This window comes from Spirosoma fluminis, from assembly GCF_054778895.1.
Window position 1 is genome coordinate 199,365 of sequence record NZ_BAAGZD010000007.1, and the last position, 25,302, is coordinate 224,666.

General features: G+C 51.1%; 18 protein-coding genes. 12 read left to right on the plus strand and 6 right to left on the minus strand.

Features of this window, described 5'->3' with window-relative positions; translation table 11 throughout:
* Positions 1 to 40 precede the first annotated feature (40 nt).
* The 3 genes from nfi to ACYVBJ_RS12475 all read right to left on the minus strand — a co-directional run bounded on the left by nfi (position 41) and on the right by ACYVBJ_RS12475 (position 3,267).
* A complete protein-coding gene (gene nfi / locus ACYVBJ_RS12465; RefSeq protein WP_460982625.1) occupies positions 41 to 733 on the minus strand; it encodes a deoxyribonuclease V in 693 nt (230 codons plus the stop codon).
* Between the two features lie 43 nt (positions 734 to 776).
* Positions 777 to 1,631, minus strand: a complete 855-nt coding sequence (locus ACYVBJ_RS12470) for a glycoside hydrolase family 16 protein (protein ID WP_460982626.1) — start codon at positions 1,629 to 1,631, stop codon at positions 777 to 779.
* A gap of 103 nt (positions 1,632 to 1,734) precedes the next feature.
* Complete coding sequence (locus ACYVBJ_RS12475) at positions 1,735 to 3,267, minus strand: S41 family peptidase (protein WP_460982627.1); 1,533 nt, start codon at positions 3,265 to 3,267, stop codon at positions 1,735 to 1,737.
* A gap of 545 nt (positions 3,268 to 3,812) precedes the next feature.
* Between ACYVBJ_RS12475 and ACYVBJ_RS12480 the strand changes: the two genes are divergently transcribed.
* A complete protein-coding gene (locus tag ACYVBJ_RS12480) occupies positions 3,813 to 4,733 on the plus strand; it encodes an alpha/beta hydrolase (RefSeq protein WP_460982628.1) in 921 nt (306 codons plus the stop codon).
* Positions 4,734 to 4,895: 162 nt separating this feature from the next.
* Here ACYVBJ_RS12480 and ACYVBJ_RS12485 read toward each other — a convergent pair whose 3' ends face one another.
* On the minus strand, positions 4,896 to 6,029 hold the full coding sequence (locus ACYVBJ_RS12485) for a helix-turn-helix domain-containing protein (protein WP_460982629.1): 1,134 nt from the start codon (positions 6,027 to 6,029) through the stop codon (positions 4,896 to 4,898).
* A gap of 148 nt (positions 6,030 to 6,177) precedes the next feature.
* Between ACYVBJ_RS12485 and ACYVBJ_RS12490 the strand changes: the two genes are divergently transcribed.
* Positions 6,178 to 7,563 carry an Nramp family divalent metal transporter gene (locus ACYVBJ_RS12490; protein WP_460982630.1) on the plus strand — a complete coding sequence of 462 codons (1,386 nt, stop codon included), beginning with the start codon at positions 6,178 to 6,180 and terminating at the stop codon, positions 7,561 to 7,563.
* 143 nt (positions 7,564 to 7,706) lie between these two features.
* On the opposite strand, the gene ACYVBJ_RS12495 is transcribed toward ACYVBJ_RS12490, so the two are convergent.
* Positions 7,707 to 8,255, minus strand: a complete 549-nt coding sequence (locus tag ACYVBJ_RS12495) for a hypothetical protein (protein WP_460982631.1) — start codon at positions 8,253 to 8,255, stop codon at positions 7,707 to 7,709.
* A 305-nt stretch (positions 8,256 to 8,560) separates the two neighbouring features.
* Here ACYVBJ_RS12495 and ACYVBJ_RS12500 point away from each other — a divergent pair, with 305 nt between their 5' ends.
* The 3 genes from ACYVBJ_RS12500 to ACYVBJ_RS12510 all read left to right on the plus strand — a co-directional run bounded on the left by ACYVBJ_RS12500 (position 8,561) and on the right by ACYVBJ_RS12510 (position 12,603).
* Complete coding sequence (locus tag ACYVBJ_RS12500; protein ID WP_460982632.1) at positions 8,561 to 9,814, plus strand: hypothetical protein; 1,254 nt, start codon at positions 8,561 to 8,563, stop codon at positions 9,812 to 9,814.
* 20 nt (positions 9,815 to 9,834) lie between these two features.
* Positions 9,835 to 11,517, plus strand: a complete 1,683-nt coding sequence (locus ACYVBJ_RS12505) for a hypothetical protein (RefSeq protein ID WP_460982633.1) — start codon at positions 9,835 to 9,837, stop codon at positions 11,515 to 11,517.
* A 123-nt stretch (positions 11,518 to 11,640) separates the two neighbouring features.
* On the plus strand, positions 11,641 to 12,603 hold the full coding sequence (locus ACYVBJ_RS12510; protein WP_460982634.1) for a sugar phosphate isomerase/epimerase family protein: 963 nt from the start codon (positions 11,641 to 11,643) through the stop codon (positions 12,601 to 12,603).
* A gap of 116 nt (positions 12,604 to 12,719) precedes the next feature.
* Here ACYVBJ_RS12510 and ACYVBJ_RS12515 read toward each other — a convergent pair whose 3' ends face one another.
* On the minus strand, positions 12,720 to 13,490 hold the full coding sequence (locus tag ACYVBJ_RS12515) for an SDR family oxidoreductase (protein ID WP_460982635.1): 771 nt from the start codon (positions 13,488 to 13,490) through the stop codon (positions 12,720 to 12,722).
* A gap of 109 nt (positions 13,491 to 13,599) precedes the next feature.
* Between ACYVBJ_RS12515 and ACYVBJ_RS12520 the strand changes: the two genes are divergently transcribed.
* The 7 genes from ACYVBJ_RS12520 to ACYVBJ_RS12550 all read left to right on the plus strand — a co-directional run bounded on the left by ACYVBJ_RS12520 (position 13,600) and on the right by ACYVBJ_RS12550 (position 25,176).
* Positions 13,600 to 14,943, plus strand: a complete 1,344-nt coding sequence (locus tag ACYVBJ_RS12520; protein WP_460982636.1) for a M16 family metallopeptidase — start codon at positions 13,600 to 13,602, stop codon at positions 14,941 to 14,943.
* 20 nt (positions 14,944 to 14,963) lie between these two features.
* Complete coding sequence (locus tag ACYVBJ_RS12525; protein WP_460982637.1) at positions 14,964 to 16,340, plus strand: M16 family metallopeptidase; 1,377 nt, start codon at positions 14,964 to 14,966, stop codon at positions 16,338 to 16,340.
* A gap of 179 nt (positions 16,341 to 16,519) precedes the next feature.
* Positions 16,520 to 17,560: a LacI family DNA-binding transcriptional regulator gene (locus tag ACYVBJ_RS12530; protein WP_460982638.1), complete on the plus strand. Its 1,041-nt coding sequence runs from the start codon at positions 16,520 to 16,522 to the stop codon at positions 17,558 to 17,560.
* Positions 17,561 to 17,611: 51 nt separating this feature from the next.
* Positions 17,612 to 18,853 carry a mandelate racemase/muconate lactonizing enzyme family protein gene (locus ACYVBJ_RS12535; protein ID WP_460982639.1) on the plus strand — a complete coding sequence of 414 codons (1,242 nt, stop codon included), beginning with the start codon at positions 17,612 to 17,614 and terminating at the stop codon, positions 18,851 to 18,853.
* A 183-nt stretch (positions 18,854 to 19,036) separates the two neighbouring features.
* Positions 19,037 to 22,171: a SusC/RagA family TonB-linked outer membrane protein gene (locus tag ACYVBJ_RS12540; protein ID WP_460982640.1), complete on the plus strand. Its 3,135-nt coding sequence runs from the start codon at positions 19,037 to 19,039 to the stop codon at positions 22,169 to 22,171.
* A gap of 27 nt (positions 22,172 to 22,198) precedes the next feature.
* Positions 22,199 to 23,734: a SusD/RagB family nutrient-binding outer membrane lipoprotein gene (locus ACYVBJ_RS12545; protein ID WP_460982641.1), complete on the plus strand. Its 1,536-nt coding sequence runs from the start codon at positions 22,199 to 22,201 to the stop codon at positions 23,732 to 23,734.
* 86 nt (positions 23,735 to 23,820) lie between these two features.
* Positions 23,821 to 25,176 carry an enolase C-terminal domain-like protein gene (locus tag ACYVBJ_RS12550; protein WP_460982642.1) on the plus strand — a complete coding sequence of 452 codons (1,356 nt, stop codon included), beginning with the start codon at positions 23,821 to 23,823 and terminating at the stop codon, positions 25,174 to 25,176.
* The last annotated feature ends 126 nt before the right edge of the window (positions 25,177 to 25,302 follow it).

Genomic DNA, 25,302 nt, shown 5'->3' on the forward strand with positions numbered 1-25,302 from the left:
ATATTTTTTAGAGAGCGGTCGTTGAATGTCAATTAATTGCTTAATCGGGCTGGCGCTCACCTCTTCGCAAGGCATTGACCAGATTGTGCGTTCGTCGAGTGGGTTCGGGAATTCGGTAGCCGCCGTCGCATTGCAGGGTAAGGGCGATGGCGGTTTCCAAATCAATTAGGTGGCCGGGCGATACGTATACCGGATTGACTTTGTTCTTAGTACGTAGTGCCGCACCCACTACGTCTTTGTAATGCATCATCGGCGACCACGAACCACGTTCCAGGGCGGGTTCTTCGTACTTACCGACCAGTACCGATTTCCCGCAGCCAAATGTGGGCCGGTTCAGAAACAGACCCGCGTGTGAAGCGATTCCAATCCGGCGCGGATGCGCTGTGCCGTGACCGTCAAACATGACAACGTCAGGCTCGGTCTTCAATTTCTGCCACGCTTCGAGCAGCGACGGAATTTCGCGAAAGGATAACAATCCCGGTACGTAAGGAAAGGTAGCCGAACTGATTACGCCGACTTCCTCAACCGTCTCCAGCGTTTCCAGATTCAGCACCACAATGCCAGCGTAGACGGTCTCCTCGAACTTGTTAAACGAAATGTCGCAGCCCGCAATGGTTTGGGGCGTTTTCGTTAGCGGTTCAATACGTATCTGCGAACGCAGTTGCTGTTGGAGCGCAACAGCCTCGGCAGGTGAGATATTTGTCCAGTCGTGAAGATGTTTGTAGGTAGCCATGCGTTCCTAACCGCTAAGAGAGAGCGCTGGTTTAATTAACGGCTCATTTCTGATAGACGCGTACGTAGTCGACTTCGTATTTGCTTGGAAACGGAGTCGCAGCAGGGTCACCGCCGTTATCACCACCGATGGCCAGATTTAGTAAGATATAATGCGGTTGGTGAAATGGGTTGATGTTTGAACCGTCGCCATTAGTTGTCTCGTTGAGATCGACATGGTTCAGCAACAAATCATCAACATACAAGTCGATAGCCGTTTCGGTCCAGTCCATGCGCCAGACGTGGAACTTCTTTTCCCAATCAGGATCGTTGAACGAGTTGATGGGTTTTGTTTTTGTTCGCCATTCGGCCGTGTAGCGCTTGTTTGTTGCCCAGGCCACGTTCGCCAGCAGTTTGTTTCGGTAGTACTCCATGATGTCGACTTCGCCGTTAGACGGCCACTCTCCAGCTACACCCAGCGTCCAGAAAGCGGGCCATAGGCCGGAACGGGTTTCAATACGTCCCCGCATTTCGAAGCGGCCATATTTCCAGCTGTGCAAGCCCGCGGTTTGTAAGCAGGAGGACGTATAGTTAATGTATTGGCGTTTTGTTTTCCAATCGGTGCTGCCAGCTCGATACATCGGATTAGCCCTGCGCTCACGCCGTCCTTCAATAACTAACACGCCACCCTGGCAACGCGCATTTTGGGATTGATACCACTGGAGTTCGTTATTTCGGACAAAGCCCTGCTCAAACTTCCAGTTTTTAGGGTTGGGGGCACCGTCGGTATTGAACTCGTCAGCCCATACCAGCTTCCACGTACTGTCTGATTTTATGTCCGTTTCTACAACGGGAGATACGGTAATTTTCTGGCTAATGAGTAATAGAGACAGCGGTAAAATCAGGGCTAACGATTTCATTGTCCGACGGTGGCTGGGCGAAGTTGTGCTATACCTGTTGTTGAAAGACTTGCAACCCAAAAATCTGCTGTTTACCTTTTCTTTTTCTCGCGACTAATTGACTTCAATCGGATAATCGGCTTTGCTTCTGAATCAACTCTTTGACCAAATTGAATTGAGGAGCCGTGTGGTTCAGAATATGGCTGATGGTAAGGGGTACCGAATAATCGGGCATGGTACCACGGCCTTTCTGCTTCGGTGTCGGTACGGCGGTGTTGTAATACACCAAAGGAGTACTGACCTGTATACCCGACTTGGGTAGTTCAAGATGGACAAAGCTGCTGCCGTTGCCCCCTTCGTAGGCTCCGCCCGATTCTTCACCCACAAACACACCTACCCGGTTCGCGTGGGCAACGGCCAGAAACTCCGATGCCGTAGAGGCACTCTGGCCGTCCATCAGAATGTACACCTGACCTTTGAAGCGGTTCGATTTAGGGACGTACCGTTTTGGTTCGCGTGTATCACTACCTTGTTTGAGCGTAAACGTACCGTCGGGCTCGGGAATCAACTCGTTCTCTACGTTTTTACGATCGGCTTCGGAGAGATCGGAGAGTCTGATAAACTCAGAATCCGCATTATCCGTTATGCTGTGCTGCCGGGCGTAATAAGCTACGGCGGTGTCGGCTTTGAGGAGATACGTAAGTAGTTCGATGCCCTGACTATCCCAGCCGCCGGTGTTCGCTCTAACATCGACAATCAGGTTTTTGGACTGCTTCTTCTGAATTCTGCTCATACTCTTGTCCATGAACTGATTAAACACCCGGACGGCCTCTTCGTTACTGTTGATGCCTTTACTGCCGAAGCCATCAAGCCGTAGATAGGCTGTACTAGCCAGGGTATCCGGAAAATAGAGCCGCCACGGACGCTTGGGTGTTTTCGTTACGTACCAGGCTACCATCTGTTTGTTGACGGGGTTTTTCTTCATGATTGGCAGCGAAGCACCGAATGATGTTGCGGGTGTCTCGAACCGGACGGTATCACCGGTCATGGTGCGGAACGTGAGCTTGAACGTGTCCGGTCGATCAATGAACCAGTAGTAGAACAACGCGAATAATTCACCTTTCAGCGTAGCTGCTTTAGCCGATTCAATGTAGCCATCCGCCCAGTAATAGCGAGCCACTTGCTGCCGGATGCTTTCCATAGGTTGGCCATTGATGCTGAGAAGTTCAAAGCCGGGTTTGATGGTTTGGTCGGTCGTGCCATTCATCAATACGTAAGCTCGCTTCTCAGACGGAAACAGGAAAAACGGAATCGTTTTCAGCGTGTGCATGAACTGCTCGCTATACTTCTTATAGGGTAGAGCATGCGTGTGCGCACAGCGAATGTCGGCCATGAGGGCCGCAATGGTTTTATAAAAAGCATAAAACGACATCGGCTGATTCAGACTGCGGTCGATGCTATCCAGTTTTGCCTGCATGACCGACTTGGACGTATAGCGATACAAACCCGGATGCGTTTCTTCGAGCATCCGACGCAGATAACGGAAGTCGGCCTGCATATCGGCTGGTTGCAGCGTTTTGCCAGCTAACGAATCGATTGCAGGCTGGGCATTGGCTAACAATGGAATTAAGAATAAAAGACAGAGGAGGGCTTTCATCGGACGTTGGTTTATGCCTCAAAACAAGCTAAACCGATTGCTTATATCTGCTCAAATCCGGATTTGAGCAGAGTTTTGTGTGTACTTGTACCCTATATCATACACCCAGACTATAGAGAGGCTACGTCTATTTACAATTATAGACTCTCTTGTCCTCTGTAAAGACTGGGGTAAAAGGAAAAATGGATCAGTTCTTGAGCATCGCTCACTTAGCATCATAGCTGGAGTTGTCTTATAAGTCAAAAAGTCGCTTAATCAATTTGTCTGGTTACAAAGCGCTTTCCGTCGTATTTACTGAACAAACCAGGTAGAACCAGGTTAAGGGTTGTACATAAATACTCAACATGATGAAAAACCACTTACCCAATTACGTGAATGGCTTATGCCGTCTTTGTTTTTTCGCTCTTTGTGGGCTCACTGTTGCACTGACTTCCTGCCAGGACCACCGCATCCCTCTACCAGGCCAAGGTATTCAATCGAACAGTCCTAAACCAGATTGGGGGCCGACTATTACACCCCAAAATCTGGCTGTTATCGAAGAGTTGATGCGACTAAATCCCGTTCCCTTGTACACGCTGACCCCGCAGGAAGCGCGTGCTAAACCCAGCTTTAAGGATGCGGTCAATAGCTTACTCAGCAAGAATGGCATTAGCCAACCTCAGGCCAGCGTATCGAAGAGCGAACGCATGATCCCAGGTGCCGGAGGAGTACCCATTCGGGCGGTCGTGTATACACCAGTAGGCGCATCGCCGATGGCTCCTGTTATTGTCTATTACCATGGCGGTGGATGGGTAATTGCTAATCCGGAAGTATACGAGTATTCGACTTTGGCACTGGCTCAGAATACGGGCGCAATTGTGGTTTCGGTTGAGTACCGTAAGGCTCCTGAAAACAAATTTCCTATCGCTCACGAAGATGCTTATGCGGCTTATAAATGGGTAAAACAGAATGCCGCTTCTCTGAATGGAAATGCGAACAAAGTTGCCGTGGCAGGCGAAAGTGCTGGGGGAAACATGGTTGTAACGGTTAGTATGATGGCCCGCGATCGGAAAGAAGTGGGCTTGCCTGTGCATATTTTGTCCGTGTACCCAGTTGCCAATAACGATCTGAATACACCCTCCTATAATAAATACGCTAATGCAATGCCCTTGAGCAAGCCCTTAGTCCAGTGGTTTGTCGACAAGTATTTCAACACGCCAGCCGACGGTGATAGTCCACTAATTTCGTTGGTAGATGTGGCTGATCTAAGTGGTTTACCACCAACTACTATTATTGGAGCTGAAATTGACCCGTTGCAATCAGAAGGTAAACAGTTGGCCGATAAACTACAATCGCTTCAAATTCCTGTTACCTACCAGCTATATACGGGTGTGACACATGAATTTTTTGGCATGTATGCTATTGTGCCAGAAGCGGCCCAAGCACAGGAACTGGCCGCTAAGCAGTTACGCGCGGCTTTTCAGTAAAAAAGCTTATAGCGTAAGGTAAGTTTGTCTTTGCTTCCGGTAGCTATAATTTACCAGTGGTAGGCTCCGCCATAGCGGAACGTTTCGACTCCGCTCAGGACATAGTGCCAGCCTTTATAACGTACCACCAATGTCTTATTGGTGGTACGTTAGTTTTTCAGCTTATTGGCGTGACGACGGTGAAGCTAACTGAGCCATAAAGGCCGAAGGAGACAGCTGGGTAAACTGTTTAAACGTTCGCTGGAAGGTAGCCTGCGAATTGAACCCGCACTCGAAGGCAATTCCCGTCAAGGTAAGGTGTTCACTGGCCGGATCAGTTAATCGCTGCTTGACCGCTTCAATACGATACTCGTTGATGAACGTATTAAAGCTTTTTTGCAAATGCTGATTAAGCACAAACGAGATGGTTCTAGCCGGTACCTGTAAACGTCGGGCTACCTTTTCAACCGTTAGTTCGGGATCAAGGTACAGCTTATCTGATTCCATTATTTTTATCAATGAGTCGGCAACTTGCGTTACTGTTTCACTGGGTAAGGTGGTTGGGCTGGTTTTTCGGCCAACGGGCTCCACAGCGCTATTGCGTGAAACCAGATACCCTTTTAACCCCAGCCAGTAGATCATAACGGTAATGGGGATATAAATCGGATACCAGCCAAATTTGTTCAGCAACCCCGAACGCGTGTCGGGAATGATGTACGGCACCAGATGCACTAGCCAGATGACTTGAAATACAAGCAGAATCGTTAGAAACTGGCGCAGCCAGCGAACGCTGAATTCACGTTCGGACCGCGAATGAGCATTGAGCCGGTTGTACGCCAGCACTACGTAGGTGGTCATGGACAGCCACCGTGGAATATCGACGTAGGTGTTGTATTCGTTGATTACATTCCCCCATGAGGGACCTTCCTGCTCTGGAAAAAAACGAAGAATTGCCCCGATCACAAACGTCCAGGCAATTAAGTTACCACCCCAGTCAAGCACAATGGGGTAGAACTGCCGCCGTTCCCGTTCACCCAATCGGAAGTCAGGGTTAAGTACTGACTTCGTGTAAAAGTAAATCAGCGGACCCAGGGGCATCGCATTGATCATTGGAACCAGATCAATGAACAAACTAACGTATCGGTTAGGAATAGGTATACCGACGCAAAAGCTCATCAACGCCATAAAGCCGATTAGCCCGGCTAATAAGCGATTCGACAATCGATTACCCTTCCGGTTGGACCATAGCAGCAAAGCCAGGATAAAGCCTTGCGTAGCGCCTAGCAGCAGGATCAGGTCGAAGGGTGAAATCGTCATGTGGGCAAACTACCAAAATTGGTCTGCTTAGTCCAGTGAAATCAATTTTTCTTTATGGATGACGCAATCAACGTAATTTGAGAATCAGAACGGTAGGTCCTTTAGCCTCTACTACTTTTTACGTAGAACGAACCCTATCCCGACAGCCTTGACGCCTTCTAGCTCTTCAACACCACCGACGCCGGTTGCGGCTGACTTATATACCCGCTCGTCTGGCCTGATTCAACCCGCTCCCACCACGCTTCGAGGACAACTAAGTCACCTCGGGCCGGGCTTTATTTTATCGGCGGCTATTGTTGGCTCGGGCGAGTTGATTGCCACCACGGCACTCGGTGCTAAAGCAGGTTTTGTGGCTTTCTGGGTAATTCTGGTCAGCTGTTTTGTCAAAGTGGCCTTGCAGCTCGAATTCGGCAAAAATGCCATTTATAGCGGCTTACCGACGATGCAGTCACTTAACCGATTGTCGGGGCCGCGACTAGGTCAAGGGCATTGGACGATCTGGCTCTGGTTAAGTCTACAGACGCTGAAGGTTTTGCAGGTGGGTGGCATTGTAGGCGGTGTTGCGTTGGTAATGAATATGGCTTTTCCCGCCGTATCCGCGAGTGTATGGGCCCTATTATCAGCAGCATCGGCTGCTTTGCTTATTTATCGGGGGTATTACAGCTGGGTAGAGAAGGGGTCGCTGCTCATGATTTTGCTGTTCACGGGCATGATTCTGGTGTCACTCCTGATGCTGCAACGTACTGAGTACGCCATCAGCGGGGCACAGCTTGCCGAAGGGTTTACCTTTTCGTTACCGCCCGCCACAGTTGGCATTGCCCTGGCTGCTTTTGGAATTACGGGGGTTGGTGGCGACGAAATCATGTATTACACGTATTGGTGCATTGAAAAAGGCTATGCCGCGTACACGGGCCCTTATCAGGATACGGCCGAATGGGCAGAGCGAGCCCGCGGCTGGATTCGGGTGATGACGCTGGACGCCCTGTGCTCTATGGTGGTGTACACGCTGGTTACGGCAGCTTTTTATGTACTCGGCGCGTCGTTGCTGCACGAAGGCGGTGGCGTACCCGAAGGGTATGCCATGGTCGAAACGCTGTCGCGGCTGTTTACCGTTACGTTGGGGCCTGGTGCCAAGGTGGTATTTATGATCGGCGCTTTCTTTGTCCTGTATTCTACACTTTTTACCGCAACAGCCAGCTGGTCACGGATTTTTGCGGATGCCTTTGGCCAACTGGGCTGGATCAATTTCGGTGATCCAATCGTTCGGCGTAAGGCCATTGCTACATTGTCGTGGGCATTTCCGGCGCTGTGGTGTCTGCTGTTTCTGTTCATCAAACTACCCGTACTGATGATTCTCCTGGGCGGTATCGCTACGTCGGTGCTGCTGCTGGTCGTCGTATGGGCGGCTATTCAGTTTCGTTATCGACAACTACCCACCATCCTGAAACCATCCATTGTCTACGATCTTTGGCTATGGCTTAGTATCCTCTCGATACTAAGCGTCAGCGTGTACGGTGTCTGGCAGGTGATTTAACGTAGCGCGAATTGTAAAAGACTGACGCGTAGCCGCGCTACGTGCCAGCAACCACTTTCCGGTATTCAGCTTAGCTTCTGGCGATAGGCAAATCAACTTACTTTCGCAGATACGAAGAAACGGTCAAAGAAGCGCGTGTAGGTTTAATCCTCGATCTTGACCCGGATGCGGTGAGGAGCGGGCTGGTTACCGCCGAAGTATAAGCCCGTTTTATACGCGAAGGTCTTGTTATGCGTAAACGGTACCGTCTGACCACCGATTACCTGATACATTTTTCGGTTGTAATCGATCTTGATCGTCAGTTTCGTCGGTACGTTGATAAACGCTTCGGCAACTTTAAAATCGGTTCGTTTTCCGGCAACGTAGATGTAAGCGCCCAGGTCAATACGGCCACGTTGGGAGTTCCATCGCCAGCCTACCCGCACACCATCTACCTGATGGGGAGGAACGCCGGTTGTTACGTCCTGATCTTTAGAACCCACAAACCCCAAGCCAATTACCTTGTTCCAGTCGTCGGCATCGACCGCGCCAAGGTCGTAAATGCAGGAGCTATCGAAGGTAACGGTTGCCGAAATCTCTTCCGGCGCGATAACCACGCCCACTTTACGTTTGGGCAGGGGTTCGTGATCGCCTTCTTCGATGACCACCCAGTCCGGGTCAGACGCCAGAAAGTCGGGAATACATCCACTCATCAGAAAAGTTAAGCTGATGAATAAGGGTAACGTAGCAATGAGATGTCTTAGAGGGGAATTCGGCAAAAGTCGCATGGCGGTGAACGCAGGAAATTCTTATACGAATAACGGGCTAAATCAGCTAACATATTGTTCCACTAACTCAAAATGCCAGAAGCTGTTCAGTATCAGTTGTCTATGTTCGGTACATCTTGTCAAGTTTTTTGTCGGTTCAGATCATTTTTACGCTGGTTCAGCTAGGGTTTATGTGTTAAACCGCTACCTTATTTTTATCTTTCATAGCCCATTCTCAAAATCTGTTGTCTATGGAATCCGCTATTCCTTCCTCCTTTCAACCTGCTCACCAGCAGGCCGAAACTAGGCCGTCGACTACGCTAATAGCTCAGGCCAGTACGTCCATTCCTCCCTATATCTACGCCGTAATTTTTGCCTCGCTCTGCGTCGTCTGGGGCTTGCTCTGGGACATTATGTGGCATATCAGCATCGGCCGGGACGGACTGTTTGCTCCCCCTCACGTCGTTATCTACGTTGGCGCTATCGTGTCCGGCCTGTTTTCGACGTATCAGATTTTACGGCTTACGCTGGTCAGAAACCATCCGGGACGTATCAATGCAGTGCCGTTCTGGGGTGTTTTTTATGGGCCGCTGGGGGCCATGTTTTCGGTATGGGGCGCGCTGGCCATGCTAACGTCGGCCCCGTTCGACGATTGGTGGCACAATACCTACGGGCTGGATGTGCAGATTCTTACCCCGCCCCACACGATCCTGATCATTGGTATTATGACGGTGCAGTTCGGGGCTATGGTGGGCGTATTGGCGTTGCAAAACAAATACCGTGACCTTGCCGGGTCACCACAACCAGCCGTAAACCGATTGAAGTGGTTATTTGCCATCAGTGCCGGACTGTTATTAACGATGCTGTTTGGGCTGGCTTCGGAGTCGTTAGGGCCGTACGAATCCCATCAGTCAAGCTATTATGCCACGGCGGCCATTATTTTTCCGTTCTTTCTGCTGGCCGTCGGCCGGGCGTCGTTACTGCGCTGGTCAATCACAGCCATTGCCGGTGTGTATATGCTGGTGTTAGTTGTGCCAAGCTGGATACTGCAAAACTTTCCGGCCACTCCACGACTCGGCCCGGTGCTCAATCCGATCACGCACTACCAGCCGTTCCATTTTCCCCTGTTACTGATTATTCCGGCCTTTGTGGTTGATTGGCTCATGCACCGTTTTGACAGATCGAACGGGGAGGGTCGCAAATGGAGCGACTGGCTTCTGGCGGGCTTGCTGGCCGTTGCGTTCATGTTCGTATTCCTGGTCGTGCAATGGCCTTTCGGGGAGTTCCTGCAAGTATCTCCCTTGGCTCGTAATGGATTTTTCTTATCCTATTCGTGGGGGTATGACAGCCCACCGGACTGGGAATATCGATACGCCTTTGCGCCCTGGCATACGCAGACAGCCACTGATTTCTGGATTGGCTTCGGAAAAGCATTGATATACGCCACGCTTTCGGCTCGAATCGGTTTGCTGTGGGGGAACTGGATGAAACGGGTGGTGCGCTAAAAACTGTGAATACTGAAAACATGAAAATCAGATATAGTCGAAAGTGGTTTGTACTGCTTCTGTCGCTCATTTACTTATTCACCCTTTCGCCCAGTGCGGAAGCGCACGTCGGCAGTGCGGGCGTGATCGTGCAGAAACAGGCTGGTAAATACCGGCTTCTGATCAGTGTTCAGCCGCCCGATGTGGTGCCCGGCACGGCTCAGGTTACTGTATTTGTGGAGCAGGGGCGCGTGAATCAGCTGGGGGCGCGGCCGGTATATTTCCGATCGGGTGACGAAGGGTCGCCTGGCCATGATGAACTGACGCGGGTAGAGAACAATCGGTATACCGGCGACTTGTGGCTGATGGATTCGGGTTCGTCGAGTATCGAGATTGAACTGAACGGGCCGGATGGTCACGAAACGGTGGTGGTGCCGGTGATGTCAGTGGCCACCGCTATGCGTACTATGCCCGAAGGTACGGGTATCGGGTTAGCCTTATTGGGTTTGCTGCTGGTTGTGATGATGATCACCATCATCGGAGCCAGTAATGCCGACGGTGTTGTTGTCCCTGGACAAGCAATACCAGCCACATTACGTCGTCGCCGTTTGGTCGGTATGGGCGTTGGGGCTGTTGTGCTGGCGTTGATGCTAACGGGCTGGCGGTCCTGGTGGAACAGCTCGGCCGAGGAGTATCGCAACGAGCAGCTTTATCAGCCAATGCCGATTCATGCGTCGGTTCGCGGGGCGGAGTCGCAACCGCAACTGACTATAAAGCTGGACACAACGGGTTTCGGTAAAAACTGGCAAAAGCGCCGGATGCTGAGCTATATTCTACCCGATCATGGTAAGTTGATGCACGTATTTATGGTGCGGACGCCGGGGCTTGATGCCTTTGCGCACCTTCACCCGGAGCGACGCGATACGTTGCATTACGAGTCAAAGCTGCCGCTGTTGCCGGGCGGACGCTATTTAATCTACGCCGACATAGTATACCGGAGCGGCTTTACCGAAACGCTGACCGATACGGTTGAGGTGCCGTCGTTGAAACTAGATGCGAGTGCAGCCGCAGCGGCTAAGCTCACCGACTCCGATGATAGTTGGGTCGTGACCGAACCAATGGGTATAAAGGCGAATGCCTTAAACGTACCGCACCTGGACAACGACATGGTTGTCTGCGGTAAGCCCGGCGCCAGTGTGAAGCTCGATGACGGGTCAACGATGCTTTGGATGGATAAACCCGGCAAAGTGCTGGAGTCCGGGAAATTGTATAACCTGAAATTTGCCGTAGCTGATTCGCAGGGCAAAGCCGCTGCGCTGGAGCCGTATTTGGGTATGGGCGGTCACGCGGCAATCTTACGTTCCGACGGTTCCGTTTACATCCACCTTCACCCGGTCGGTACGTATTCGATGGCTGCCGAAGAGTCGCTGGTTGGGCGCATTGCTGATACGTCCCGGACATTCCATTACCCCGATGCAAAGCATTTCCGCGACAGTATCGATACGTACGTAGCTAAGCTGAAAACGTTGCCCGAGGCTGAGAAAAATCGAATGCTAATGGCAGCTATGCCCCAGATGGATCATACGATGGCGACCAACAATATGGTGCAGTTTCCCTATGCGTTTCCGAGGGCGGGGCACTATCGTATCTGGGTGCAGGTGAAGCGCAATGGGCGCGTGCTGACGGGCGTTTTCGATACGCAGGTTGATGAGCCTTTGTTATAAAAGAAACGCCTGTTAGAGTAGGACAGGCCCGGTTTTAGGTTTAAAGCTATATATGGCGTCAGCTCTGACAAGCTGACGCCTACTGTTCGTACGTAAACCAACCTGCACGATCGTCCAACGTTTATGTCCCAATCCGTAACCCGTCGCCAGACCCTGGCGGCAGTAGCTGCTAGTTTCACCTTACCGTTCGTTTCCAATGACGCATCGGCGGCAGTATCCGGTTCGCCAGCGAATTCTGTAGCCGCTGACCCTGGCTTTACCCTCTGCCTGAACCTGAGCACCATCCGAGGGCATAAGCTCGGTTTGGTAAAAGAGCTGGAAACAGCCTCGAAAGGCGGATTTCGAGCCGTTGAAATCTGGATCGACAGCCTTCAGGAGTACCTTAAATCGGGCGGAACGCTGCCAGAATTGAAAAAACGCCTTAGTGACTTAGGCATACGCGTAGAAAACGCGATTGGCTTTGCTCCCTGGATTATCGACGATGATGCAGCCCGTGCCAAAGGTGTCGAGCAGCTTCAACGGGAGATGGAACTGCTGGCGCAAATCGACTGTAAGCGCGTGGCGACCCCAGCCGTTGGCGCTCAGGCACCGAACAGCCCAAAACTTGATCTGTATAAAATCGCAGAGCGCTACCGAAAAATTCTCGAAGTAAGTGACAAGACGGGCGTTATTCCGCAGCTTGAACTGTGGGGCTTTTCAAAAAACCTGAACAAGCTGAGCGAGGTAATGTTCGTTGCGATCGAAAGCGGTCACCCATCAGCCCGGTTATTATTGGATATCTATCACCTCTATAAAGGAGGCTCTAGCCGGGACAGCCTCAAATTAGTGGGCAAACCGGCCATCGAAATTTTCCACGTCAACGACTATACCGCCGATTTTACCCCGGAGAAAATCACCGATGCTGATCGCGTGTTCCCCGGTGATGGAGTGGCTCCCATTCGGGAAACGCTGACGCAAATCAAACGGCCCGATCGTCCAATTGTGTTATCGCTGGAAGTGTTCAACAAAAATTACTACGCCCAGGACCCGCTGACCGTAACCAAAACGGCTTTCGAGAAGATGAAAGCGATGGTAAAAGGTGTGTAGTTCGGAGTACGAACTTTAGCCTGTCTTTAAGATTAGCAGCCAGCATTTTGCTGACACGCAGCGCGGCTGCGTGTCAGCCTTTCTATTAACAACGGTGTTAAAGCCCGCGGTACCAATCAATACGCCCACGACAAGAGCCCACCATCTACGGCGATGGTCTGGCCGGTGACGTAACCGGATGCGGGCATACTCAGAAATGACACCACTGAGGCTACTTCATCGGGTTCGCCGACGCGCTTCATCGGTGTCCGTTTTAAGATTCCTTCCAGTTTTTCGGGATTTGTAAGCACGGGCGAGGCCAGTGGCGTTTTGATGTACCAGGGCGCTACAGCATTCACACGGATCGAATCACCCGCCCACTCAACTGCCAGATTGCGGGTCAACTGCAACATGGCGGCTTTCGTCATACCGTAGAGTGAACCACTGCTTGTGTGCGACAAGCCCGACACCGACGATACCATCACGACTTTGCCATCGCCCGATGCTTTCAGAAGCGGGTAAGCAGCCTGCGTTAGCTCGTAGGCCGAGCGCAAATTGGTATTCAGCACATGGTTGTAGTCATCCGTATTGTATTCGGCGGTAGGTTTACGAATGTTCGTCCCCGCGTTATTGACCAGAATGTGCAGGCTATCCCACTTGGCCCGAACGGCGTCAATGACCTGAGTCGCTACGCCGGGCTGACTGACATCGGCAGCAATGCCCTCAACCGTATGGCCCTGCTGCCGGTAGCCCGCTAATTGGGTTTGTAATAGTTCATTGTCGCGAGCGACCAGGAAGACGGCAGCGCCAAGGTCGAGAAACTGCCGCACAATGGCTTCGCCGATGCCTTTGGTGCCGCCGGTAACCAGGGCACGCTGGCCGCTCAGCGACCATATCGATTGATTCATGGAATTAGCGTTTAGGTGTTCTTCACGTGTCAACACGGCAAAAGTACCTTTTTGTAATACGCTCAGCCACGCTTAATTTTAGGGGTTACCCAACCACATTACCTGTAATATGAACAAACCAATGAGTCTGTTGGCGGGGATGCTGCTTTCGGCTGCCGTCGTGGCCGTGGCGCAAAATAAGCCCAAGCCCGAAGATGTGCAGACATTTACGTTGAAGAACGGCATGAAATTCATGGTTCTCGAAGACCACTCGATTCCCAACGCGAACTTCTATACCTTCTGGAAGGTGGGTGCCCGTAATGAAGTGCACGGTATTACGGGCCTGTCGCACTTCTTCGAGCACATGATGTTCAACGGAGCCAAGAAATACGGTCCTAAGCAATTCGACCGGGTTATGGAAGCGAACGGCGGGTCGAACAACGCTTATACGACCGAAAATACTACGGTGTATACCGACTGGTTTCAAAGTGGAGCCCTCGAAACAATTTTCGACCTCGAAGCCGACCGCATTCGCGATCTGGCCATTGACCCGAAGATGGTCGAGAGCGAGCGGGGTGTGGTGCTGTCGGAACGTAGCACGGGGCTCGAAAACAGCAACTATCGGGTTATTAGTGAGCTGGTGAAAGCTACCGCGTTTACCGAGCACCCGTACATGTTTCCCGTTATTGGCTTTGAGTCGGACATCAAAAAATGGTCGCAGGCGGATCTGGAGCGGTACTTTAAAACGTATTATTCGCCGAACAACGCAGTGGCTGTTGTCGTTGGCGACATCACGGCGGCTCAGGTTAAGCAATTAGCCCAGAAATACATCGAGCCAATTCCGGCTCAAAAATCACCCGATAGCCTGCGTACGGTAGAACCTCTCCAGAACGGTGAGCGACGCGTAACGACGTACAAAGACATTGCTACGCCAAACATTCTGATGGCTTACCATACGCCCGCTACCCGCCATTCTGATTATTACGCGCTGGATCTGCTGAGCGGTATATTGAGTGGTGGCAACTCGTCGCGTCTGGTGAAATCGCTGGTGCTCGACTCAACCATTGCGTCGCGCACGTTCACCAACTTCGGCGAATCGTTTGATCCAAACCTGTTTTATGTCTACGCCATTGCGGCCAACAACGTATCGGCCGAGCAACTGGAACGGTCGGTGCTGTATCAGATCGACAAAGTTGCTAACGAAGGCATCACCGATGTTGAGTTGCAGAAGCTGAAAAATCAGAAACTGATGGAGTTCTACCGGACGATGGAGACTATTAACGGTAAAGCTAACTCGCTGGGCACCTACGAACTGTTCTTTGGTGACTATAGAAAGCTCTACGAGGCCCCGGAGTTGTACGAGAAAGTAACCAAAGAAGATGTACAACGCGTAGCCAAAACCTATCTGACAACGCGTAACCGTACCGTTGGCTACCTGCTTCCCGAACCCAAAAAGTCGGCCGGTTCTAACTAATCTCCTCATTACGACCATACATGAAATTCATACTTACCCTGATTACGGCGCTGCTCCTGGCGGGGGTGTCGATGGCGCAAACGTTTAAGGTGCCGCCTTACCAAACGTTTAAATTGAAGAACGGCCTTACTGTTTACCTGATGGAGCAACGTGAGGTGCCCTTAATTAACGTTTCGGTTGTATTCGATGCCGGGGCGGTGCAGGATGGTAACCGCTATGGGCTGGCCAACATGACGGCCGATGCCTTGCTGTTCGGTAGCTCGAAGTACACCAAGGCACAACTGGAAGAAAAGGCTGAGTACGTTGGTGCCAGCATTGATACGTATGCCGGTAAGGAAGTAGCTAAACTTTCGGCCTCGTTTGCCGTAAAAGATCAGGATTTGCTGTTCGACATTATTCAGGATGTCATTACAAAGCCAACCTTCGACCAGGCCGAGTTTGATAAGTACAAGCAGCGGCAATTGCTCCAACTGACGCAGCAGAAAGAAAGTCCTCGATCGGTGGTTAGCTCGTATTTTAACCGGTTTGTGTTCGAAAGCCATCCGTATGCCAACCCGATTACGGGTACGCCTGTAGCTGTGTCGGCCATCAGCGCCAATGATACCCGTCAGTTCTACCAGAAAAACTACACGGCTGATCGGGCGGCCATTGCTGTTGTCGGTGATTTCAACACCGCCGACATGAAAAAGCGCATTACGAACCTGTTCGGTAACTGGAAAACGGCGGCCGCTACGTCATCCAAGCTAGCCGAACCTACGTTTACGTTCGATAAGAATCGGGTGCTGCTGGTCAACAAAGACGATGCTCGCGAGACGACGTTTTTGATCGGTGGCAAAGGCATTACGCAGAGTAATCCCGATTACATTCCCGTTGTGGTCGTGAATACGATTCTGGGTGGGCGCTTTACCTCCTGGCTGAACGACGCCTTGCGGGTAAACTCCGGGCTGACTTACGGTGCCAATAGCCGCTTTGGTACGTATCGAAACAGCGGTACGTTCGCTATCTCAACCTTCACCAAGGTTAGCACCACCACGCAGGCAATCGATATGGCTTTGCAGGTGCTCGATAGTCTGCACCGCACGGGTATCGACGAAAAAACGCTGAGTTCGGCCAAGAACTACGTAAAGGGGGATTTTCCGCCTAACTACGAATCGGCTAGTTCACTGGCAAACCTCCTGACCGATATGTTCAGTTTAGGCTTCAATGAATCGTTTATTAACAATTTTCAGAAGAACGTCGATGGGCTGACCGTGGCGAAGACGCGTGAAATCATTGATAAATATTTCCCGAAGAATAACCTGCAATTTGTCTTGATTGGTAAGGCCGAAGCTATCCGGGACAAGGTGAAAAAATACGGAGTTATTACAGAAAAGGAAATTAAAGCAGAAGGCTTTTAAGGGCGTTTCGACTTTTATAGTACTCATGGCACGAGTGGGCGTTCAGAGCCTGCTCGTGCTTTTTTAAGGCTGTTCAGCCAGCGGATTTGCGTCGGTTACATCACCTACTTGTTTCAGTTTCGTAAAAAAAAGTATGAAATATTTTTTGTTTAAAGGATTAAGCATACTTTTGATCGTGGATGAATACTAAAAAAACTTCCTTAAAGGATATTGCACAAAGGGCAGGCGTCTCCATAGCCTTAGTGTCGTACGTGCTGAACGGGAAAGAAAAAGAGAGTCGGGTAGGGCAGGAGATCGCCATTAAAATCAGGCAGATCGCTGAGGAACTGAACTATCGCCCGAACCATCTGGCGAAAAGTTTACGAAGCGGAAAAACGCACACCATTGGGTTGATTATCGCCGATATATCGAACCCGTTTTTTGCCAACATCGCCCGCGTGGTCGAAGACGAAGCGAAGCATTACGGCTACACGGTCATTATCGGTAGCTCCGACGAAAGTGCCGATAAGTCGCGTGACTTATTGAACGTATTGATCAATAGACAAGTGGACGGCTTCATTATCGTGTCGTCCGAAGGTTCCGAAGAGCAGATTCATTTTCTGAAAGATAAGAACGTACCGTTCGTTTTACTGGACAGGTATTTTCCCGATATATCAACTGATTTCGTATCCACCGACCATTATAAAGCCGCTTACGACGCTGGCACACACCTGATCGGGAACGGCTACCAGCGAATTGGCATGATTGCCTACGAATCAGCGATGTTCCATATGAAGGAACGGATCAGAGGCTATACCGAATCACTTACCGATAAGGGCATCGTGGTTCAGAAAGCCTGGTTGAAAAAGGTTCGAATAAACGACATTGATCGTGGGGTTAAAGCCGCTCTCAACGCCATGCTTGCCGCCGAGCCAGCGGTCGATGCTATACTATTCGCAACCTATAGTCTGGCCATTAACGGCCTGAAACGCATCAACGAACTAAAGTTGAAGGTGCCGACTGATCTGGCTATTGTCAGTTTCGGTCAGGCTGAGGTGTTTGAGCTTTACTACTGCCCGATAACCTACTTAAAGCAGCCTATTGTCCGTTTAGGCCAAACGGCTGTTGAGGTACTGGTCAATAAAATGAAAGGTCAGCTGAAAGAACCCGCCCAGATACGTATGGAAGCAGAGTTAATTGCCAAAGCGTCTTCAGAAACAAAACGACTGATTCCGATATAGTTTTAACTAGGTGCTTAATCGTTTAAGCTTTTCCCAAACCGTTAACTTTTCATGCAACGACGTAATTTCATAAAATCCGCTTTAATCGGTTCTACCGCCTTATGGACTGGTATACCGGCGAGTTTAGCTCAAAGCGCACCGAAGCTGAAAATCACCAAAATTCGCTACTACAGCGCACCGGGCTATAATAAGCCGCTTTTTAATCAGGCTCGTGGTATTGTCGAGATCGAAACCGACGGAGGCATAGTCGGTATTGGTGAAGGCGGTTTCAAAGACGTTATTGAGCAGTGCGCACAAATGATGATTGGCGAAGATCCATTCCGCGCTGAGCACATCTGGCAGAATGTGTACCGGGGTATGTTTTATCCGCCCGGCCGCGAAAAACTTCATGCGTTAGGTGCTCTCGAAATGGCCCTCTGGGACATCAAAGGCAAGGCGCTTGACGTACCGGTGTATGAACTGCTCGGCGGGGCTACCCGTGATTACGTGGAGTGTTACGCGACCGGGTTCCGAGCTTCGAAAGCTAAAACCGAAGAAGAGCGCGCCCGCGATTGTATTGAAGCGGGGCTACGTGCCTACCGGATTGGACCGACCGGGGGTAATGGCGATCAGCCGTTCGATTTTTATGATAACGCCAAAAAGACGATCGAATTCTGTAAACGTATTGATGCGGCCGTAGGCGGTGGGGGCAAGTGGGCCATCGACCTGCACACCCGGTTTGACCTGACCGAAGGAATTAAAATCTGCTCGGCCCTGGAAAACTTAGAGCCGTATTTCATCGAAGACATTGTCCGGTCCGAAAATCCCGGCGTTTATAAGACGGTACGTACCATGACAAAAGTACCGATTGCCGTCGGTGAGCAGTTCGGCGATCGCTGGGATACTAACGAACTGATCGAAGATCGCCTGATTGATTACACCCGCGTTACGTTACCGAATACGGGTGGCATTTCAGAGCTAAAGAAGATAGCTGCCCTGTGCGAAACGCATTACATAGGCATGATCCCGCATTTTACGGGCCCTTTATCAACGGCGGCACTGGTCCACGTATTAGGCTCGAGTAGTCCCAATCGGTGCCTGATGGAATTAGGTGGCGGAGAGCCGGAGCGCCCCGCTTACTTCAACGAAGATTACATAAACTTCAAAAATGGGAAGCTGTATCTGAATCCCAATCCGGGTCTAGGCGTCAAGTTTGATCCGAAGAAGGCCACCTTCGTCATGGAAATAACCGAGAAAACCAAGTTTCCACACCCGATTCTGAAAAGCCCCGACGGCGCAATCCATAACTGGTAAGCAAACACTTTCTCGAATTATATAAAGTCTGTATACAGCGCTCAGAACGATGTTGGTCCGGAAAAGTACTGGAGTGAGAACGTGTTTTCGTACGCTGAAGAAAATTTAACTACTCAAGCTTTTATTATCCTTTAACCCAGATGAATTCAGTGCCTATTCCTTTTCCTTTAATCCTTTTCAAATATGAAAAAATCTCTAATCCTTACCTTGTGTTATCTGTTGCTGGGCGTCTGCATTACGTTTGCTCAGACTAACCGGGTGACCGGCCGAGTGACCGGGTCTGACAGCCAGGGGCTGCCGGGGGTGAACGTTGTCGTGAATGGTAGTACGACGGGTACAGCTACCGATGCCTCGGGTAACTACACCATTACCGTTTCTGACAATGCCTCGCTGGTGTTTTCCTTTATTAGCTATGTAACGCAGACGATTCCGGTTAAGAACCGATCAGTCATCAACGTGCAACTGGTAGAAGATGCGAAAGCCATTGACGAAGTTGTCGTTACGGCGCTTGGTATCAAGCGGGAAGCAAAGACGCTGGGTTATGCAACCGCAACGGTCAGTGCCGACCAGATTTCGGTAAACCGCACCAACAACTTCGTGAGCGGTTTGCAGGGGAAAATGGCCGGTGTCAACATTACGACGATGGGTTCTGGACCGGCCGGAACGGCAAAGATTCGGATTCGCGGTCAGTCGTCGTTCAGTGGTCAGAACAACCCGCTGATCGTAGTGAACGGCGTTCCCATCGACAACTCCAACTACTCGCTCGGCGGTGACTTTGGTAACCGCGCCATGAACAACTCCGACGGTGGCGATGGTCTGTCGTCGATTAACCCCGACGACATTGAAACCATGACCGTACTAAAAGGCGGTACGGCAGCCGCCCTGTACGGTTCCCGCGCAAAAGATGGCGTGGTGATGATCACGACCAAAAGTCGGGGCGCAGGCAAAGGCTTTGGCGTTACGTATAACACAAACTTCACCACCGAAACGGCGCTGGACTTCACTGATTTTCAATACGAATACGGCCAGGGTGAAGGTGGAAAACGGCCCACGGCAGCTAATCCAACTTCTGGCGTCTGGAGCTTTGGCGAAAAATTCGAGCCGGGCATGACGCAGGTGCTGTTCGACAACGAAACCTGGCCGTATGAGCCCGTTCGGAACCGGGTGAAACAGTTTTACCGCACTGGTACCAACTTTACCAATACGGTAGCGGTGTCCAACAACGGGCCAAATGGCGGCTTCAACCTGTCGTTCAGTAATACCGATAACAAGGGTATTATGGAGAACAACTCCTTCAACCGAAAGGTGATTAACCTGGGTTTTTCGCAGAACATCAACAGCCGACTGACCGCTTCGGGAAACATTAATTATTCAAAAGAGAATAACATCAACCCCCCCCAGCTGAACGCGCAGGATTTCTCGGTATCGACCGTAATTTTCACGCTGGCGAACTCCATGCCGTTCGATGCGCTGCGTCAGAATCAGACCCAGCCAAATGGCGATGAATTTGTGTTCTCGCGCTTTCTGGTACGCAACAACCCGTACTATTCGATGAACTACCACTTCGAAAATATCCTCCGCGACCGCATTTTTGGTAATCTCGCTCTTCGCTACCAGATAACGGATTGGCTCTACCTCCAGGGACGTATCGCACAGGATTACTACATTCGGAATCAGGACTATAATATTCCGAACGGTTACGCGCCTATCGCTAAAGCGCCTACCGGCTACGTAAACGGTTCGTACACGCAGGACGTACGCCAGAATACCGAACGGAACATCGACTTTATTCTGGGCGGTAACAAAACGTTTGGCAAAATTGGCGTGGATGTTGCGCTAGGTGGTAATGCCCGCTACGCACGCAACGATTATAACAGCGTAACAGTCCAGGATTTCGTGCAGCCGGGCTTGTATACAGTAGCGAACGGACGAGTCAAAAATCCAGTTTACGCCTTGTCGGAGAAAAAAATCAACTCGCTGTTCGGCTCGGCTACAGTCTCCTATAACGATTATCTTTTCCTGACCGCAACGGCCCGTAATGACTGGTTCTCAACGCTGGCCGAATCGAACCGCAGCATTCTGTACCCATCCGTAACGGGGAGCTTCGTGTTCTCGCAGGCCTTCCCCAAACTGCCAGAATGGATTTCTTTCGGCAAAATCCGGGCAGCTTACGCGCAGGTCGGTTCGGACAACGTAGCGCCCTATTCGAACGCGCTTTACTATCAGGTCGATAACAACTCGTTCCCGAATCCGGCGGGTCAGCTCGTGCCGGTAGGTGGCATTAATGCATCGACGGTTCCGAACAAAAACCTGCGTCCATTACGTATCGAGGAAGCCGAAGTGGGTCTGGAATTGAGGCTGTTTAATAGCAAATTAGGCTTAGATTTCACGTATTACCACAAAACCACCAACGACCAGATTCTGGCCGCTCAGGTTTCGGATGCTTCTTCCTATACCAACAAGCTGATCAACGTAGGCCGTAGTATGAACCAGGGGCTTGAGCTGGCCGTCAACTTCTCGCCGGTAGTTACGAACGCCTTCCGTTGGGATATCAACGCCAACGTATCGTACAATACATCCAAAGTGCTGCAGCTGGGTCTGTCGCCGAACGATACGGTGATTACAGTTAGCGGTGGCAGCGGCCGGGTGCTGAATCAGGTCGTGGGAAAACCCATCGGGCAGTTGTACACCTTCATGTACCTGCGTGATGCGCAGGGGCGTAAAGTGTACGACGCCAACAGCGGGATGCCACTCCGAAACAATACGCTGGTGAATGTGGGTAACGCCTTGCCAACCTATTTTGGTGGGATTACGAATACGTTTACCTACCGGGGCATTACGGTATCGGCCCTGATCGACTTCAAACTGGGCCACAAAATGATCACGGGGCGTAACATTAATTACCTGCGTCACGGGCTGTCGAAACGGACATTACCCGGTCGCGATGTAGGTTACGTGATTGGCGATGGCGTGAACCCGAACGGTGAAATCAACAAAACCAAAGCTGCCGTACAGCCTTTCTACGAGTCGCTCAACCCGCTGGGCATCCACGAAGATTTTGTGAACAACGCTGGTTTCTGGAAGCTGCGTCAGATCACGATTGGCTACGATTTCACCAAACTGCTACCCGAGCGCCTGTTCATCAAAGGCATTAAGCTGAGCGCTGTCGCCAATAACGTCTTGGTGATCAAGAAGTGGACTGAAAACATGGACCCTGAAGAAGCCATGGTATCGTCGGACAACTCGGTTGGACTTGATTTCTGGCCCGGCCTTCCGCCAACCCGTACGATGGGATTCAACCTCAATGTTCGATTCTAAACCCAGCCGTTGTAACGACGTAAAGACATGAAAAAATATCTCAAGTATATTCTCACGTTAACGCTCTCGCTGGGGTTGTTGACGAGCTGCGATAAGGGCTTTACCGAAGTAAACACCAACAAAGTAGATCCGACTTCGCTGGCTGCGTCGATGGTGCTGAACAAAGCCATCATCAACACCAGCTACCTCGACGGATTCGGTACGCTGGGCATGCTGACGTATAACTTCGGCATTGTGCAACAGATCATTACGCCTTATGGCAGCTCGCTTTCCGGCGCGAACTATGACCAGGTCAACAACAGCAATACGCCGTTGGTCTGGCAGAATTTCTACCGCAACGTCGTGAAACAGCTGGTGGCCGTACTTGATCAAACCAAGTCTGATCCGCTGCAAATCAATACGTATCAGGCCGCCCGCATCTGGCGCGCGTATGTGTTTATGATTCTGACCGATACGTATGGCGATATTCCTTATACGGAAGCGGGACAGGGGTATACAACTGAAATCATTACACCCAAATACGACGCCCAGCAGGACATCTACAAGGATATTCTGAAAGAACTGGACGAGGCTTCGACCGCGCTGACCACCGCTCAGCCCGCCGTGGTGACGGATATTCTGTACGGGGGCGACGTAGCGAAATGGAAAAAGCTGGGTTACTCGCTCATGCTACGGGCCGGCATGCGCCTGACCAAAGTTGACCCGGCCATGGCGGAGTCGTACGTGAAAAAAGCCGTGGCGGGTGGTGTATTCCAGTCGAACGCCGACAATTCGACGCTTCGGCATACGTCGCTGTATAACAATTACATTGCCAATCACTTGCAAGCCCGGGAGAAAACCAATTTCTACCTGGCGGCCCCCTTTGTCGATTACCTGAAAGCCAACAACGACCCACGTTTGCCCATTTTCGCGGTACGTTACGTAGGGGCCAAAGGTGGTCAGGAGCAGGTTGCCGCACGAGCCTCGTCGGACCCGGCGGTTCAGATCGGAATGCCGATGGGCTATAACGATGTATCGATTGCCAGCACGTTTGCGGCCAACAAAGTCGTCAGTTTGTGGGATTACACCCAGGTCAACCTTAGTACGGTGCTGAAACTGGACTCTCCCGAGTTTCACGTTACGTATGCACAAACCCTGCTCCTGCTGGCCGAAGCGGCTACACGCGGTTGGGTAACCGGAACGGCGGCAGATTACTACGCCAAAGGTATCCGGGCCAATCTGGAACAAATGGCCGCCTATGGCACCCCTATTCCCGAAGCTTCGATTAAGGCGTATCTGGATGCGCATCCGTACGATGCCGCCAATGGACTGGAACTGATCAATACGCAATACTGGGTGGCCAGTTTCCTGGATGGTACCGAAGCCTGGGCCAACTTCCGGCGCAGTGGCTATCCAGCCTTGAAGAAAAACCCGTATCCCGGCTCGGAAGTCAAGGGCGACTTCATCCGCCGGCTGCCTTATCCGGATAGTGAGATTATTGTCAACTCCGGCAAACTGAACGAAGCCATCACCCGCCAGGGACCGAACACCCTGGATACCCGCGTGTGGTGGGATAAAAAGTAGGATTTACCCCTTTACCCCTTCACCAGAACGAGTGGAGGGGTAAAGCGCCGTCCGTCACGTAGTAAACTTATCAAGTCTTTTTTCTTATGAATCAACTGGATTACAATCGCCGGGAAACGTTGAAAATGCTTGGCTTCGGCTCATCGGCCGGTATGCTCGGTTTATTTGGGGGCAACTCGACTGCCCAGGCACAGGCGCAGAAAGAGACGCCAGCCTATGCAAAAGGAGCGGCACCCGTTAAAATCAAAAGTGTAAAAGCCATTGCTACGGCTCCGCAGGGCTCAAATCTGATTGTCGTTAAAGTTGAAACCACCGAGCCTGGTCTGTACGGTTTAGGCTGCGCTACGTTTACCCAGCGGGCTGCGGCTGTGGTGGTGGCCATCAACTCCTACCTCAATGATTTCTGCGTGGGTAAAGATGTCGACAACATTGAAGACATGTGGCAATCGGCCTACGTAAGCTCGTACTGGCGGAACGGACCGGTGCTGAATAACGCCCTGAGCGGATTGGATCAGGCCCTGTGGGACATTAAAGGCAAACGGGCGGGCATGCCGGTCTACCAACTGCTCGGTGGCAAGGTTCGCTTTGCCGTTCCCTGCTATACCCACGCCGGTGGTAACACACCCGAAGCAGCCGCCGAGAGTGTGAAGAAGTTCATGGAACAGGGCTTCAAATACATTCGAATTCAACAGGGCGGCTATGGTGCTGTTGGCTCAACCACCGATAAGCCCGACTTCAAAACGGCTAATTTTGGTTACGAAGGTGACGCTTATATGAACGTACAGGGCTATCTAAAATCGGTGCCCAAGATGTTCGACGTAGTACGCAAACAATGCGGGGAAGAGATTGAACTGCTCCACGACATCCATGAGCGGGTGCAGCCAATGGAAGCCATCAACATGATCAAAAAGCTGGAAGACTATCGCCCGTTCTTTATTGAAGACCCCTTCTCGCCCGAGAACATGAAATGGTTCGCCCAACTGCGCCAGACAACCACCGTGCCGATCGCGATGGGGGAGCTGTTTAACAACATCAATGAGTTTAAGGAGCCGATGGTGAACCAGTGGTTCGACTACATCCGGATTCACGTTTCGCAGATCGGGGGCATTACGCCCGCCATGAAAGTGGCCCGGCTGGGTGAGTGGTTCAACGTACGTACCGCCTGGCACGGACCGGGAGACGTATCACCCGTGGGGCACGCAGCGCACGCGCATATTGACCTGGCCGTCTGGAATTTCGGGATACAGGAAGCCGTATCGTTTTCCGATAAAATGAAGGACGTATTCAGCGGTTGCCCAACTATGGACAAAGGCTACATGTCGGTAAACGAAGTACCCGGCCTGGGGGTGGATATCAACGAGAAAGAAGCGGCTAAATACCCGATTTCGACCAAGTCGAACTGGCAGGTACGGAAGATGGACGGGACGATCATTCGGCCATAAAGAACAGCATGGCATTACCCTGGTGTCAGGTTCTTAAACCTGACACCACAATGACTTACATAGGTTGGTAAGCCCACTGCAAACTTATACTTAACCCTTTTACTGCTTAAACGATTAAATTGACCC

Bases quoted from the DNA above. Each gene is read 5' to 3' on its own strand.
- nfi (WP_460982625.1), bottom strand. From the start codon at position 733: ATGGCTACCTACAAACATCTTCACGACTGGACAAATATCTCACCTGCC.
- ACYVBJ_RS12470 (WP_460982626.1), bottom strand. From the start codon at position 1,631: ATGAAATCGTTAGCCCTGATTTTACCGCTGTCTCTATTACTCATTAGC.
- ACYVBJ_RS12475 (WP_460982627.1), bottom strand. From the start codon at position 3,267: ATGAAAGCCCTCCTCTGTCTTTTATTCTTAATTCCATTGTTAGCCAAT.
- ACYVBJ_RS12480 (WP_460982628.1), top strand. From the start codon at position 3,813: ATGCGACTAAATCCCGTTCCCTTGTACACGCTGACCCCGCAGGAAGCG.
- ACYVBJ_RS12485 (WP_460982629.1), bottom strand. From the start codon at position 6,029: ATGACGATTTCACCCTTCGACCTGATCCTGCTGCTAGGCGCTACGCAA.
- ACYVBJ_RS12495 (WP_460982631.1), bottom strand. From the start codon at position 8,255: ATGAGTGGATGTATTCCCGACTTTCTGGCGTCTGACCCGGACTGGGTG.
- ACYVBJ_RS12500 (WP_460982632.1), top strand. From the start codon at position 8,561: ATGGAATCCGCTATTCCTTCCTCCTTTCAACCTGCTCACCAGCAGGCC.
- ACYVBJ_RS12505 (WP_460982633.1), top strand. From the start codon at position 9,835: ATGAAAATCAGATATAGTCGAAAGTGGTTTGTACTGCTTCTGTCGCTC.
- ACYVBJ_RS12510 (WP_460982634.1), top strand. From the start codon at position 11,641: ATGTCCCAATCCGTAACCCGTCGCCAGACCCTGGCGGCAGTAGCTGCT.
- ACYVBJ_RS12515 (WP_460982635.1), bottom strand. From the start codon at position 13,490: ATGAATCAATCGATATGGTCGCTGAGCGGCCAGCGTGCCCTGGTTACC.
- ACYVBJ_RS12520 (WP_460982636.1), top strand. From the start codon at position 13,600: ATGAACAAACCAATGAGTCTGTTGGCGGGGATGCTGCTTTCGGCTGCC.
- ACYVBJ_RS12525 (WP_460982637.1), top strand. From the start codon at position 14,964: ATGAAATTCATACTTACCCTGATTACGGCGCTGCTCCTGGCGGGGGTG.
- ACYVBJ_RS12530 (WP_460982638.1), top strand. From the start codon at position 16,520: ATGAATACTAAAAAAACTTCCTTAAAGGATATTGCACAAAGGGCAGGC.
- ACYVBJ_RS12535 (WP_460982639.1), top strand. From the start codon at position 17,612: ATGCAACGACGTAATTTCATAAAATCCGCTTTAATCGGTTCTACCGCC.
- ACYVBJ_RS12540 (WP_460982640.1), top strand. From the start codon at position 19,037: ATGAAAAAATCTCTAATCCTTACCTTGTGTTATCTGTTGCTGGGCGTC.
- ACYVBJ_RS12545 (WP_460982641.1), top strand. From the start codon at position 22,199: ATGAAAAAATATCTCAAGTATATTCTCACGTTAACGCTCTCGCTGGGG.
- ACYVBJ_RS12550 (WP_460982642.1), top strand. From the start codon at position 23,821: ATGAATCAACTGGATTACAATCGCCGGGAAACGTTGAAAATGCTTGGC.